We start from the raw sequence: 13,900 nt of genomic DNA, 5'->3' as shown, positions 1-13,900 counted from the left end.
GATCGGCCCCTGGAAAGGAACAGACCATGAGCACCACCTTCAGCAAAGAGGAAAAGGCAGCCATGCGGGCGGCTGTGGCCGAGGAGAAAGCCGCCAAGGCCGGCGCCGACCTGGCGGCAGCATGCCTCGCTGCAATCGCCGACCTGACCGGCACAGACAAGGAGTTAGCCGAGACCCTGCACTCGCTGGTCACGAGCAACACGAACCTGGCCGGGAAGACGTGGTACGGCATGCCGGCCTACGCCGATCGAGATAGCAAGGTGGTGGTGTTCTTCCAGAGCGCCGCGAAGTTCAAGGTGCGCTACGCCACCATCGGCTTTCAGCCAGACGCGCACCTTGATGACGGCGATTTCTGGCCGACCTCCTACGCCGTCACCAAGCTGACCGCTGCCGATCAGGATCGGCTGGTGGCCCTGCTCAAGAAAGCCGTCGGCTAGAACGACGCCACACGGGCCGGGATCTGCACCGTTCCGGGCTGATCATGCGTCAAGCGAGGCACCGTGCGCGAGTCGTCGCAGGGCCGGCATCGTTGGGACGGATGCTTGATCGCCCAGGATTCGATCGTCACTGCGCTGAAGACTCACCACCTAGTTCTGCGATCGTCTTCGCTACGCGACGAGCGCGCGTTTCGTCACCCCTGGCATCCGCGATGGCCCGCGCATATTCCTTTCGGCGGCTGTAGGACAGCCTGTTCCAGGCGGCAGTAGCATCTGAATCGTTCGCGAGCGCCACTACGAGCGGCGGCGGCACCTCGACCTCCCGCGGCTCGTCGTCTCGCACAATAGTGACCTCCACGGCGTCTCCGCCGCCGAGTCCGGAGGCAGCCCGGTGTTCAGCACTCAGTCCGACCAGATTGAGCCCACCCATGACAGCGGTCGTGTTGCGATAGCTGTAGGTGCCGTTGAGCGTGATCAACACGGGAACGCGTTTGCCGCCGAGCTCTGCAACGACCGCGTCCGGGATCACGATGCCGACGTTGTTGCCGTTTTGCAATAACTTCGTGGTGAATCGAGGCATCAGATGTGTACCGTTCTCTTCTCAGCGCCGCCCCGCCTCTCCGCGTGGCCGCACGGCGGGAACATTTTTGGGTTCGCTTTCGTTGTCGCCAGTATGACAACTATTGGAATTATCGGTGCAGGAAACATCGGCAGCCAGGTCGCGCGCAAGGCGATCGAGAGCGGCTATGACGTCGTAATCAGCAAGTCACGAGGACCGGAAACCCTGGCAGACCTCCTGGCGGAATTAGGTCCGAAGGCGAGCGCCGGGACCGCCACGCAGGCCGCCGAAGCCGCCGACGTGGCAGTCGTCACCGTGCCGCTGAAGGCTTACGCGAACGTGCCCGTCGAGCCCCTGTCCGGCAAGATCGTCATCGACACCAATAACTACTATTTCGAACGCGATGGACACATCGAGGCCCTCGACAATGGTCAAGCGACCGTGACGGGCATGTTGCAGAAGCACCTGCCAACGTCTCGCGTGGCCAAGGGATTCAACCACATCATGGCCGCTGACATCACCGCGGATTCCTTCCCGAGCGGGGACCCCGCGCGGCGCGCGCTGGCCACGTCGTCTGACTTTGCGGATGCCTCTGCTTTCGTGACCAAGCTCTACGACGAATTCGGTTTCGACACCGTCAATATCGGCCCCCTCGTCGACAGCTGGCGCGTCGAGCGTGACCGCCCTGCCTATGGCGTGCGTCAGACAATCGCCGAGCTCGAGGCCAACCTGGCAAAGGCACCGCGCACCGTCTGATCCCAGGCCTGTGAGCGGGGTAGTGACGTGGAGCCGCCCACGACCGCCGACGAAGACACAGCTCGAAGTTCAGATTACCTAGACAACTCTCAGCTTCGGGGATACTGTGCCTTCGTCGGCGTTTGTGTGCGTCGGCTCTCTTCGGGAACGCACGATCCACGTCGCACCGGTGCGCCGCACACAGGAAGTACTCGCTGACGCATTCACCAGTTCCACCGTTCTCCGCGACCCGTCGTGTTTTCTCGGACATCCACCCTGAAAGCCACATCGAGTCAAGGAGCACGTTGTGAAAAAGTTGGTTTTTACCGCCGTAGCTTGCGTCACGGCCGTCTCGTCCGCGATGATCGCAGCCCCGGCATCCGCTGTGGAGATTCCCACACTTGGCGGACCCACAGTGTTGGCGAGCGGCCTGTTCTTACCGCTCAGTCTGGGCGTCGGGGCGGGCGATACAGCCTATGTCTCGCAAAACGCACTGGGGGTGCTCACCAAGGTCAGTCCCGACGGCACGACCAGTGTCGTTGCGAGCGCCAACCCCGGCGATGAACTCGGAGCCGTCTCCGTGCGTAACGGTACCGTCTACTACTCGACCAACACGCAGGATCACACCGCATCGGCGCTGTACTCGATGCCGGTGGGGGGTGTGGCCGCACCGTTGGCCGACCTCTTCGCCTATGAGAGCACGGCGAACCCCGACCAGGTCAACAGCTACGGGTTCGTCGACCTGCCGCAGACCTGCCTCGACCAGTTCGATCCGGCGGCGCCCACCGGCCCCGCCAGCTACAACGGAATCGTCGATACCCACCCGTACGCCAGCCTCCCCCTCGATGATGGCGTCTATGTAGCGGATGCCGGTGCCAACGCCGTTGTCAAAGTCGGTTACGACGGAACGGTGAGCACGGCGGCCGTGCTGCCGGCCGGCGACCCGATCATGGTCACTCCCGAGATCGCTGCCGGGGTCGGCTTCCCAGCCTGCACGGCCGGGTTCGGCTATCGGTTCGAACCGGTGCCGACCGACGTCGAGCAGGGCGGTGACGGCTGGCTCTACGTGACGAGCCTGCCCGGCGGTCCCGAAGACGCCAGCCTCGGCGCACGCGGCGCCGTCTACCGGTTCAACCCGGCCACCGGTGAGGTGCAGTTCGTGAAGGGCGGGTTCGTCGGTGCGACGGACCTGGCCGTGTCGAAGAGCACCGGACTGATCGCCGTCACCGAACTGTTCGGTGGTCCGAACGGCACCGGCCAGGTGTCGGTGTTCCACCCGACCCTGACCGAACGCGTGCTGCAGATTCCGGTGACGTCACCGTCGGCAATAGAACTCGCCGGTAACAGCGTCTACGTCACGACGAACTCGTTCGTGGCCGATGCGACCGGCGCACCGCAACCGATTGGCAAGGTCGTGAAGCTCTCGGTGGACCTCGGCGGCGACTAGAGCGCTACCCGAGCGCGCAGCGGGTGAATCGTCTGCCACGGCGGCGATTCACCCGGCTGACGCCGCCTGATCGCGGTCGAACCGGTATCCCATGCCGGCCTCAGTCAGCAGGTAGCGTGGCGAAGCCGGCACCGCCTCAAGTTTCTTTCGCAGCTGCGCAACGTAGAGCCGCAGATAGCCGGAGTCGTTGGTGTGGTGCGGCCCCCAGACCTCGCTGAGCAGGAGCTCGCGAGTGACAAGCTTGCCGGGGTTGCGCAGCAGAACTTCCAGAATGCGCCACTCGGTGGGGGAACGGTTTGGTGACGTAATCGTCTGCGCCGAGGTCGAGCGCGTCGACCTTGTCGGCGGCACCGGTGCGACCGGAGACGACAAGAATCGGCACCTGGCTCCACCCCCGCACCGCCTCGATCACGGCCAGACCGTCGAGGCGCGGCATGCCCAGGTCGAGCATGAGCAGGTCGGGGTGCTGCTCGATGACGGCGTTGAGCGCGTCGGCGCCGTCGCCGGCCGTGATGATCTCGTAACCGCGCGCGCCGAGCGTGATGCGCAGGGCACGCAAAATCTGCGGGTCGTCGTCGGCGATGAGAATTCTCATTCGGGTTCCTCCTCGGCCGGGCCGTCCGGAACGGCCGGCAGGGAGATGACCATGGTGACTCCGCCGCCGGGCGTGTCATCGGCGTCGAGCGTGCCGCCCATGCCCTCGACGAAACCCTTGGCGATGGCCAGGCCGAGACCGAGGCCGGTGAGGTTGTCAGTGTCGCCCAGTCTCTGGAACGGCACGAAGACATCCGCTCGCCGCCCGGCGGGTATTCCCGGTCCGTGGTCGGTCACCCGGATCTCCACCTGCCCGGCGAATTCGCTGGCGGAGATCCGCACCCGCGAGTCGGCGGGAGCAAAGCGGATGCCGTTGGCCACGACGTTCACGATGGCTCGCTGCAACAGCCCCGCGTCGGCCAGAATCGTGCTGAGGCGGGGACTAAGGTCGAGGTCGACCTGCTCGGGACCGAGTTCGAGCTCGTCGAGGGCAGGAAGAACCACGTCGGCCACATCGACCGGGCCCCGCCGCACGGCCAGCGCGCCGGCTTGCAGGCGGCTCACATCGAGCAGGTTCGTGATGAGCGCCGAGAGGGATTCGAGGCTTTCGTCGGCGGTCGCGAGCAGCTCGGCGCGGTCTCCCGCGCTCAGAGTCACGTCGGTGGCGCGCAGCCCGCTCACGGCCGCGGTGGCCGAAGCGAGCGGGCGCCGCAGGTCATGTCCGACCGCAGCGAGCAGGGCGCTCCGCACCCGGTCGGCCTCGGCCAGCGGCGCGATCGCATTCGCGGTCTGGGCCAGGTCCTTGTGCTCGAGCGCGGCATCCATTTGGGTGGCGATCACCTGTAAGAGCCGTCGCTCCGATGCGGCGAGGTCGGGTCCGTGCAGCTCGAGCACGGCTCGGTCTCCAACCGGCATCAGGGTGACCGCATCGGGACCGACCGGCTCCCCATCGGTGTAAAGCACGGTGTCACCGACACGCAGCCGCACGCCGACGAGACCGAACGCCTCCCGCGTGCGCGTGACGAGCGCTTGCAGCGCGTCCTGGCCGCGCAGCACACCGCCGGCCACGGTCGCGAGCAGCTCGGATTCGGCGCGGGCGCGCACCGCAATGCGGGTACGCCGCGCGGCCTGGTCGACCACGTAACTGACCAGAACGCCGTTCAGAACGTAGAGCACCAGGGCCAGAACGTGCAGCGGCTCGGCCACGGTAACGGTGTACAGCGGCGCGACGAAGAAGAAGTCCAGGGTGAGTCCCGACAGGAGCGCGGCGAAGACCGCCGGCAAGATGCCACCGACCAGGGCGACCAGTACGACCAGCAGCTGATAGCTGAGGACGTCGCTCGTGATCGACTCGTCCGAGCGATAGGTGACCAGCAGCCAGGTCACGAGCGGCCCGCCGATGAGCGCGCCGACGAAGCCGAGCACTCTCCGACGCGTTGAGAGCGCGCCGCCGAGGTGTGGGAGCGTCCATTTTCCGGCAGCGGCGGAGTGCGTGACGATGTGCACGTCGATGTCGCCGGACTCACGAATCACCGTCGACCCGATGCCCGGGCCGGTCAGCGCCGCCGCGAGTTTGCCGCGCCGGCTCACGCCGATGACGAGCTGGGTGGCATTGGCGGCCTGCGCGAAGTCCACGAGCGCGCGCGGAACGTCGTCGCCGACCACCTGGTGAAAGCTTCCCCCGAGCTCATCGACGAGCGCGCGCTGCGCGGCGAGCGAGCCCGGATGCGAGACGCGCAGGCCGTCCTGGCTGGTCACATGTACGGCGACCAGCTCGCCTCCGGATGACCGCGCCGCGATCCGCGCCCCGCGACGCAGCAGCGTCTCGCCTTCCGGTCCGCCGGTCAGCGCCACGACCACGCGTTCCCTGGCCTCCCACTTGTGACTGATACCGTGCTCGGCCCGATACTTCTGCAGCGCGGAATCGACCTCGTCGGCGAGCCACAGCAGAGTCAATTCCCGCAGTGCCGTGAGGTTTCCGAGTCGAAAATAGTTGGACAGCGCGGCGTCGATGCGCGACGACGGATACACCAGTCCCTCGTCCAAGCGGTTGCGCAGGGACTGGGGGGCGAGGTCGACGACCTCGATCTGATCGGCGGCCCGTAGCACGGCGTCGGGTACCGTTTCGCGCTGGGCCACCCCCGTGATCTGCTCCACCACGTCGGCGAGGGACTCGAGATGCTGAATATTCACTGTGGTGATCACGTCCAGACCCGCGTCGAGCAACACCTGCACGTCCTGCCAGCGCTTCTGGCGAGCGGAGCCCGGTGCGTTGGTATGCGCCATCTCGTCGACCAGCACAATCTCCGGTGCCCGCTCCAGTACGGCGTCAACGTCCATCTCGGTGAGGACGATGTCCCGATGCTGCACCTCGATGCGGTCGATCACGTCGAGGCCGACCACCATGCGGGCCGTCGCCTCCCGACCGTGCGTCTCGACGACCGCCACCACCACACTGTGGCCTTCGTCCTGCAGACGCCGGCCCTCTTCGAGCATTGTGTAGGTTTTGCCGACGCCGGGGGCAGCGCCGAGCAGCACCCTCAGTCGGCCACGCTTCACGCTGACCACCCCACTTTCACGTTAGCCACCCAGCTGGGTGAGGGCCAGATTGAGTTGCAGCACATTCACGGTCCGTTCCCCCAGATAGCCGAGGTCTCGTGCCGCAATCTTAGACTCGACCAGTGACTTCACCTCGCCCTCCGACAGTCCGCGTGCCGCGGCGACTCGCGGAACCTGCAGCAGGGCATAGGCCGGGGAAATCTGCGGGTCGAGTCCCGAAGCGGATGCCGTCAGCGCGTCGGCGGGTATCGCATCCGCTTTCACCCCTTCCAACGCCGCGATCGTTTTACGACGTTCCTTGATCGCGGTGATCAGATCGGCATTCTCGGGACCCCAGTTGCTGCCGCTGGAGGCAGCCGCGTCGTAGCCGGCCCCCGCCGCTGACGGCCGGGACTGGAACCATTCCGGCAGCGGCGCGCCGTCGGCATCGGTGAAGGACTGCCCGATCAGGGCGGAGCCGACGACGGAACCGTTCTGGGTCAGGAGCGAACCGTTCGCCTGCGCCGACAGCCCGACCTGGCCGACGACCGTGATGACGAGCGGGTACGCGAGGCCGAGCACCGCCGTGAGCACGAGCATGGCGCGCACCGCGACGCCGTAGTGACGGGCATTGGAACGGGTACTGGTCATGAGCGGGCTTCTTTCTGGTTGGCAGACACGGTCTAGAACCCCGGAATCAGGGTGATCGCAAGGTCGATGAGTTTGATGCCGATGAACGGCACGAGCACCCCGCCGAGTCCGTAGACCAGCAGGTTGCGACTCAGAATGCTGGAGGCCGCGGCCGGGCGGTACTTGACGCCCCGCAGAGCCAGCGGAATCAGGGCCACGATGATGAGCGCATTGAAGATGATGGCCGAGAGGATGGCGGAGGCCGGCGAATGCAGTTGCATCAGGTTGAGAAAGGCGAGCCCTGGAAAGACCCCGGCGAACATCGCCGGAATGATCGCGAAGTACTTCGCCACGTCGTTGGCGATGGAGAAAGTGGTCAGTGCCCCGCGGGTGATGAGCAGTTGCTTGCCGATCCGCACGATGTCGATGAGCTTGGTCGGGTCGGAATCGAGGTCAACCATGTTGCCCGCCTCCTTCGCGGCGCTGGTTCCAGTATTCATCGCCACGCCGACATCCGCTTGCGCGAGGGCCGGGGCATCGTTGGTGCCGTCACCGGTCATGGCCACGAGGTTGCCGCCGGCCTGCTCGCGTCGAATGAGTTCGAGCTTCTCTTCGGGTGTGGCTTCGGCCAGAAAGTCGTCGACCCCGGCTTCGGCAGCGATGGTTTTGGCGGTCAGCGGGTTGTCGCCGGTCACCATGATGGTGCAGATACCCATGGCGCGCAGTTCCGCGAATCGTGCGGCGGTGCCTTCCTTGACGACGTCTTTGAGATAAATGACGCCCACGATCTGTCGCTTCCCCTCTGCTGAGCCCACGGCGACCACGAGCGGGGTGCCGCCGGCCTGGGATATGCGCTCGACCTGGCCGGCGAGCTCGGCCAGCGCGGATGGGTCGCTCGGGGTGGTTTCCGATGCCCAGGCGATGACTGCCGACCCGGCTCCCTTACGAATCTGGGCACCATCCGGCAGGTCGATTCCGCTCATCCGGGTCTGCGCGGTGAACGGCACGACAATGCCGTCTTGAGCGTTGGGCCGTTCGAGGCACTGGGCGACAGCCAGGTCGACGATGGATTTGCCTTCCGGGGTGGGGTCGCTCAGCGACGACAGTGCGGCGGAATACACGAGGACGCTGGTCTCAACGCCGGCCAACGGCACGAATTCGGTGGCGCGCCGGTTGCCGTAGGTGATCGTGCCGGTCTTGTCGAGCAGCAGTGTCGTGACGTCTCCGGCGGCTTCGACGGCACGGCCCGACATCGCGAGAACGTTGCGCTGAACGAGCCGGTCCATGCCCGCGATGCCGATCGCCGAGAGCAGGGCGCCGATCGTCGTCGGAATGAGGCAGACGAGCAGGGCTACGAGCACAGGCAGGCTCACCGCCGCATTGGAATAGCCGGCGATGGGGTTGAGGGTGAGGGTCACCACGACGAACACGATCGAGAGGGCTGCGAGCAGAATGTTCAGGGCCATTTCGTTGGGGGTCTTTTGCCGTTTGGCGCCCTCGACCAGCCCGATCATGCGGTCCACGAAAGTCTCGCCCGGTTTGCTGGTGATCAACACCACGATGCGGTCACTGAGCACCCGGGTGCCGCCGGTGACCGCGCTGCGGTCGCCGCCGGATTCGCGCACGACCGGTGCCGACTCTCCGGTGATGGCGGATTCGTCCACCGAGGCGATGCCCCAGATAATGTCGCCGTCGCCGGGTATGAGGTCGCCGGCCACGACCACGATGACGTCGCCGAGCGTGAGGTCGGCCGAGGACACCTGTTCGGTCGGGGTGTGCTGGGCGGCGGCATCCGTTTCACTGTCGTAGCCGACCAGCCGCGCGGTACGGGTGCTGGTGCGGGTTTTGCGCAGGCTGTCCGCTTGCGCCTTGCCGCGTCCCTCCGCCACGGACTCAGCGAGGTTGGCGAACACGACGGTCAGCCAGAGCCAGCCGGCGATCGCCGCGGTGAAGCTGGGCGGCACGGTGTCGCCGCCCGAGGTGGCCGGGCCGCCGAGAAACGGTTCAGCGATCGCGAGGGCGGTGGTGAGCAGCGCCCCGGTCTCGACGATGAACATGACGGGGTTTCGCCACATCTGCCGGGGGTCGAGCTTGCGAAACGCTCCGGGCAGGGCGGCGAGCAGCTGGGCTGCGCTGATGGCACCCGTGGCGCGCGCCGGCGGGCGTGGCTTGTGCGGGGGAGTGACGGATACCGTTTCCAGAGTGGTCATGATTACTGCAGCCCTTCAGCGAGTGGTCCGAGCGCGAGCACGGGAAAGTAAGTCAGAGCCACGATGATGATCGTGACGCCGAACAGCAGGCCGACGAACTGCGGCTTATTGGTCGGCAGGGTGCCCGTCGTTGCCGGCACCTTGTCCTGGGCGGCAAGGGTTCCGGCGAGTGCGAGCACGAGCACAATCGGTATGAACCGGCCGAGCAGCATCGCGGCACCGAGAGCGGCGTTGAACCAGGGAGTGTTCGCGGTGAGTCCGGCGAACGCGCTGCCGTTGTTGTTCGACGCCGAGGTGAAGGCGTAGAGCACCTCCGACAGCCCATGCAGGCCGGGATTCCAGATCGACGTGCCCTCGACATCCGCTCGCACGGCAGGGATCGCGAACGACAGCGCCGTGCCCGCCAGCACGAGGGTCGGGGTCACCAGGATGTAGAGGCTGGCGAGTTTGATTTCACGGGGGCCGAGCTTCTTGCCGAGGTATTCCGGTGTACGGCCGACGAGCAGCCCGGCGACGAAGACGGCGATGACGGCCAGGATGAGCATTCCGTACAAGCCGGAACCCACACCGCCTGGGGCGACTTCGCCAAGCATCATGTTGAACATCGGCATCAGGCCGCCGAGAGCGGTGAAGGAGTCGTGCATGGAATTGACAGCGCCGGTACTCGTGAGGGTGGTGGCTGTCGCGTAGAGCGTCGACGCGCCGATTCCGAACCGCGTCTCTTTGCCTTCCATGGCCGCGCCGGCCAGCTGGGGAGCTGTCCCCCCGCCGAGGGTTTCGAACAGGGTCAGCGCGGTGAGGGAGATGACGAAGATGCTCGCCATCGTGGCCAGAATGGCGTAGCCCTGCTTGCGGTCTCCCACGATCGTGCCGAAGGTGCGCGGCAGGCTGAACGGGATCGCGAGCATCAGCACGACCTGCAGCAGGCTCGTGAGAGCCGTGGGATTTTCAAACGGATGCGCCGAGTTGGCGTTGAAGAAGCCGCCACCGTTGGTGCCGAGAATCTTGATCGCCTCCTGCGAGGCGACCGGGCCGCCGGGCAGGGACTGCGTGGTTCCGGTGAGGGTGGTGATCGACGTGAATCCGGCCACGTTCTGGATCACGCCGGCGGCGATGAGCAGGATGGCGACCAGCACCGACACCGGTAGCAGCAGGCGCAGGATGCCTCGGGTCAAATCCACCCAGAAATTGCCGATGGTGCCCGAGCGGACGGCCGCGAACGCGCGCACCAGGGCGATGGCCACGCACAGCCCGACCGCGGCCGAAACGAAGTTCTGCACGGCCAAGCCGAGAAGCTGCACCGAATACCCCATGGTGACGTCGGGGGAGTAGGACTGCCAATTGGTGTTGGTCACAAACGAGATGGCTGTATTGAACGAGAGACCTTCCGGGATAGCCGGAAAGCCGAGGGCATACGGCAACGCGGCCTGCAGCCGCTGGAGCCCGTAGAGCACCAGCACGCCAACAAAGGAGATCGCCAGCGCACTCCGCAGATAGGACTGCCAGGTCTGTTCGGAGCGCGGATCGACACCGATCAGCCGGTAAAAGCCACGCTCGACGCGCAGGTCCCGCCGGCTGGTGTAAATGAGCGCCATGTAGTCACCGAGCGGGCGATAGATGAGCGTTAGTACCAGAGCCACGGTTGCCGCCTGCAGTGCTATCTGCCAGTTGTCCATTAGAACGACTCCGGCTTGATCAGGGCTACGAGCAGGTAGACGATGGCGGCCACGGCAAGTCCGGCGGCAAGGACCGAGAACACGATCACAATTTTTCGACCCCCCAGGCGACGAGCGCGACGAGGGCGAACAGGGCACAGACGCCCAGGAGATAGACAAAGTCGAGCACGAAAGCTCCTTCTGTGGCGGCGAGAGATAGACGTGGCGGCGCGAATTGTGTGCTGCACCGGAGAAAGTAGACACCCGCCGGGGACGCTCCTGGCTGATCCTCACGACTTCCTTACGCCGCACGGCGCAAAGCTAACGACATTGCCGCGCGCCGGGGCTCTCGGCCAAAGAAATGCTCGGAGCACTGAACCATTCCCGGCTACACCTCGTGGTAATTCCAAGGATCCCTACGCCGAGAATCACCGCACTACGCACCTAGTCATCTCAACTCATTGAATAGCACCTCAGCACGCACCACTTCGAGAAGCGTGCACCGAGAGAAGGAAGCAATCATGAACAGCAGAATTTGGCTCAAGGCCGGGCCCGTCATCGGGGCGATAGCGCTCAGCGTTCTCGCGCTGACCGGATGCTCGCAGGGAACGACGACACCGGCAGCCGACACCCCGAGTTCGTCCAGTGCGACGAGCGACGCCGCCGTCAAGCCGGCTCTGGCCACCGCGGACAGTTCACTCGGCACGATCGTCGTCGATACCGCCGGGATGACCCTGTACGTGTTCGACAAGGACGTCGCCGACTCCGGCAAGAGCACCTGCGAGGGCGAATGCCTCGTCAAATGGCCAGCCGTCGTCGCCGACTCTGATACCCCCACGGTTGACGGTGTAACCGGCACTGTTGGTGTCATCACCCGCACCGACGGCACCAAACAGGTCACCCTCAATGGACTTCCGCTCTACTACTGGGCGGGCGACGCTGCTGCCGGTGACACCACCGGCGAGGGTGTTGGCGGCGTGTGGTGGGTGGTCGCGCCCAACGGCGACAAGATCGCCGGCTAGAGCGGCCCCGCTCCGGCGCTTCCTCGCAGACTCCGTACCCATCGGCACCGCGAAGCCGATGGGTACGGTGCCGTCCGATACCCGGCACGGCACCGGGCAGAATAGACGGGTGTATGTTCTGGTGCGGCAATCAAGCGGGGGCGACGTGCTCGTCGAACCGTTGGACGAAGCCGGCCTCCCGCTCGGGACTACCCGCCGACTCACCCTGGCCGAGTTTCACTCGTTCGTGACATCGCTCGAGCCGGCCACGCGTGAACCGGCAGAGCACGACCCGGCAGCGCCCCGCTGGGTTTGGGAGGACACCGCACGAATCTATCCCGTGCTGCTCGTGGCCGGAATCCGTGTGAACCGTTGCCATGATCTCCGCCTCTGTCACGTGATCCTGAAGAATTCCGCCCTGACGATGACGAGCCCACTCGCGCTGGCCGCACCAGGTCGCTGGGATGTGGTGGGCGCGGGACCAATCGACGAGGCGGAGCCCCGGGCGACACTGTTCGACCTGGATCTCGACGCGGATGAATACGTCGACCCCACCGTTGACTCTGACGGCTCCGGTGATGCCGCTGCCGGTGACTCCGGCGCAGCGCGCGAGTTTCGACGCCAGCTGGACGCCGTGGCATCCGCCGACGAACCGGGCCGACTGCGGCTGCTGTTGGCGGCCGAATCCGCCGGGGCGCTCATCGCCGCGGAGATGCGTTACACCGGACTGCCCTGGCGCACCGACGTGCACGATGTGCTCCTCACCCGGGAACTGGGGCCGCGGGTCGCGCCTGGGGTACGACCGGAGCGTCTGGAACTGCTGGCCCAGCGCATCCGGTTCGAACTGGATGATCCGGACCTCAACCCTGACTCCCCGCAGGAGTTGTTCAAGGCGCTGAAGCGAGCGGGGCTCAGCGTCACGTCCACGCGCGGCTGGGAGTTGCAGAAGCTGGAGCATCCGGTGATCGAACCGTTGCTGCAGTACAAGAAACTGTCCCGGCTGCTCAGCGCCAACGGCTGGACCTGGATGGAGTCCTGGGTCGTCGACGGCCGGTTCCATCCCGATTACGTGCCCGGCGGTGTCGTGACCGGTCGCTGGGCCACTCGCGGTGGGGGAGCACTGCAGCTGCCCAAACAGATTCGCGGTGCCGTGGTCGCCGACGACGGCTGGAAGCTCGTCGTCGCCGACGCTGCCCAACTCGAGCCCCGAATCCTCGCGGCGCTGGCTCAGGACACGAGCATGGCCACTGCCGGCCGCGGAACCGACCTGTATGCCGGAATTGTGTCGAGCGGCGTCGTCGAAACTCGCGACCACGCCAAGGTCGCCATGCTCGGCGCCATGTACGGCGCCACGACCGGGGAAAGCGGTCGGCTGATGCCCCGCCTCGCCCGCGCCTATCCCCGGGCGATCGCTCTCACCGAGTCGGCCGCCCGTGCGGGCGAACGTGGTGAGGTCGTCACGACCAGACTCGGACGTTCGTCGCCGATCCCGGGCCCGGGTTGGCATGAGGCCCAGGCGCAGGCGTACGATCCGGCGGCAACAGCGAGCGATGAGCGGCGCGCGCGCAGCCAGGCCCGCGACTGGGGCCGCTTCACCCGCAACTTCATCGTGCAGGGCAGCGCCGCCGAATGGGCCCTGTGCTGGATGGCCGAGATCCGCCGCGAGCTCACGGCCTTGCCGAGACCGGCGCCGCGCGATCCTTCGAGTGCGGCCCATTCTGCAGCGGATGCCGCGTCCGACACGGTCGGCACGTCCGGTTCTCTCGACCAAGGGTCGACGTGGCCGGTACCCGGTGCCCGCCCGCCCTTCAATACCGCACCACACCTGGTGTTCTTTCTGCACGACGAAGTGATTGTGCACACGCCGGCGGAGCAGGCCGACGCTGTGGCTCAGATCATCGTCACGGCCGCCGAGACGGCGGGGCGACTACTCTTCGGCGATTTTCCGGTCGACTTCATGCTCACGGTGGCCACCGTAGACAACTACGCCCAGGCCAAGTAGGCGGTCAACCCGCCCTGCGTGACGCGTCTGCGGTCCGGCCGTCCCGGGTCTGGGCGCGCAAAGAAGGCGGGCCTCGCGTGCTGTGTGCACGTGGGGCCCGCCTGGTTCCTGCGAGGGAATTCTGTGGGGGTTGGCCGGGGTCTGGTTAGCCT

Annotated in this window: 11 protein-coding genes and 1 pseudogene; 5 read left to right on the top strand and 7 right to left on the bottom strand. The window is 66.1% G+C overall.

Features of this window, described 5'->3' with window-relative positions:
• Positions 1-26 precede the first annotated feature (26 nt).
• Positions 27-437 carry a hypothetical protein gene (locus QMF22_RS16605; protein ID WP_283455682.1) on the top strand — a complete coding sequence of 137 codons (411 nt, stop codon included), beginning with the start codon at positions 27-29 and terminating at the stop codon, positions 435-437.
• A 127-nt stretch (positions 438-564) separates the two neighbouring features.
• Here QMF22_RS16605 and QMF22_RS16600 read toward each other — a convergent pair whose 3' ends face one another.
• On the bottom strand, positions 565-1,017 hold the full coding sequence (locus QMF22_RS16600; protein ID WP_283455681.1) for a YdeI/OmpD-associated family protein: 453 nt from the start codon (positions 1,015-1,017) through the stop codon (positions 565-567).
• A gap of 93 nt (positions 1,018-1,110) precedes the next feature.
• Between QMF22_RS16600 and QMF22_RS16595 the strand changes: the two genes are divergently transcribed.
• Both QMF22_RS16595 and QMF22_RS16590 read left to right on the top strand, forming a co-directional pair.
• Entirely contained in the window at positions 1,111-1,752 is a 642-nt protein-coding gene (locus QMF22_RS16595) for an NADPH-dependent F420 reductase (protein WP_283455680.1), read from the top strand.
• A gap of 286 nt (positions 1,753-2,038) precedes the next feature.
• The gene (locus tag QMF22_RS16590) at positions 2,039-3,178 is read left to right on the top strand and encodes a ScyD/ScyE family protein (RefSeq protein ID WP_283455678.1); all 1,140 of its coding nucleotides are present in this window, start codon (positions 2,039-2,041) and stop codon (positions 3,176-3,178) included.
• Between the two features lie 48 nt (positions 3,179-3,226).
• Here the strand turns inward: QMF22_RS16590 and QMF22_RS16585 are convergent.
• From QMF22_RS16585 to QMF22_RS16560, 6 genes and pseudogenes are all read right to left on the bottom strand, one after another.
• Positions 3,227-3,773 (bottom strand): annotated as a pseudogene (locus QMF22_RS16585) (response regulator transcription factor).
• On the bottom strand, positions 3,770-6,271 hold the full coding sequence (locus QMF22_RS16580; protein ID WP_283455676.1) for an ATP-binding protein: 2,502 nt from the start codon (positions 6,269-6,271) through the stop codon (positions 3,770-3,772). Before QMF22_RS16580 ends, QMF22_RS16585 begins: the two are co-directional and overlap by 4 nt.
• Before the next feature lie 21 nt (positions 6,272-6,292).
• On the bottom strand, positions 6,293-6,901 hold the full coding sequence (gene kdpC / locus QMF22_RS16575; RefSeq protein ID WP_283455674.1) for a potassium-transporting ATPase subunit KdpC: 609 nt from the start codon (positions 6,899-6,901) through the stop codon (positions 6,293-6,295).
• A 32-nt stretch (positions 6,902-6,933) separates the two neighbouring features.
• Positions 6,934-9,090, bottom strand: a complete 2,157-nt coding sequence (gene kdpB, locus QMF22_RS16570) for a potassium-transporting ATPase subunit KdpB (RefSeq protein WP_283455672.1) — start codon at positions 9,088-9,090, stop codon at positions 6,934-6,936.
• A gap of 2 nt (positions 9,091-9,092) precedes the next feature.
• Complete coding sequence (gene kdpA / locus QMF22_RS16565) at positions 9,093-10,766, bottom strand: potassium-transporting ATPase subunit KdpA (RefSeq protein WP_283455670.1); 1,674 nt, start codon at positions 10,764-10,766, stop codon at positions 9,093-9,095.
• Positions 10,766-10,855, bottom strand: a complete 90-nt coding sequence (locus tag QMF22_RS16560) for a potassium-transporting ATPase subunit F (protein ID WP_283455668.1) — start codon at positions 10,853-10,855, stop codon at positions 10,766-10,768. The genes kdpA and QMF22_RS16560 overlap by 1 nt, the downstream gene beginning before the upstream one ends.
• Positions 10,856-11,266: 411 nt before the next feature.
• Between QMF22_RS16560 and QMF22_RS16555 the strand changes: the two genes are divergently transcribed.
• Both QMF22_RS16555 and QMF22_RS16550 read left to right on the top strand, forming a co-directional pair.
• On the top strand, positions 11,267-11,767 hold the full coding sequence (locus QMF22_RS16555) for a COG4315 family predicted lipoprotein (protein ID WP_283455666.1): 501 nt from the start codon (positions 11,267-11,269) through the stop codon (positions 11,765-11,767).
• Positions 11,768-11,876: 109 nt separating this feature from the next.
• Positions 11,877-13,748, top strand: coding sequence for a bifunctional 3'-5' exonuclease/DNA polymerase (locus QMF22_RS16550; protein WP_283455664.1), 1,872 nt, complete (start codon positions 11,877-11,879; stop codon positions 13,746-13,748).
• The last annotated feature ends 152 nt before the right edge of the window (positions 13,749-13,900 follow it).

Origin of the sequence: Cryobacterium sp. PH31-L1 (assembly GCF_030063145.1) — a bacterium.
In the GTDB taxonomy this organism is placed as follows: Bacteria; Actinomycetota; Actinomycetes; order Actinomycetales; family Microbacteriaceae; genus Cryobacterium.
This window is presented reverse-complemented; position numbering and strand designations above follow the sequence as displayed.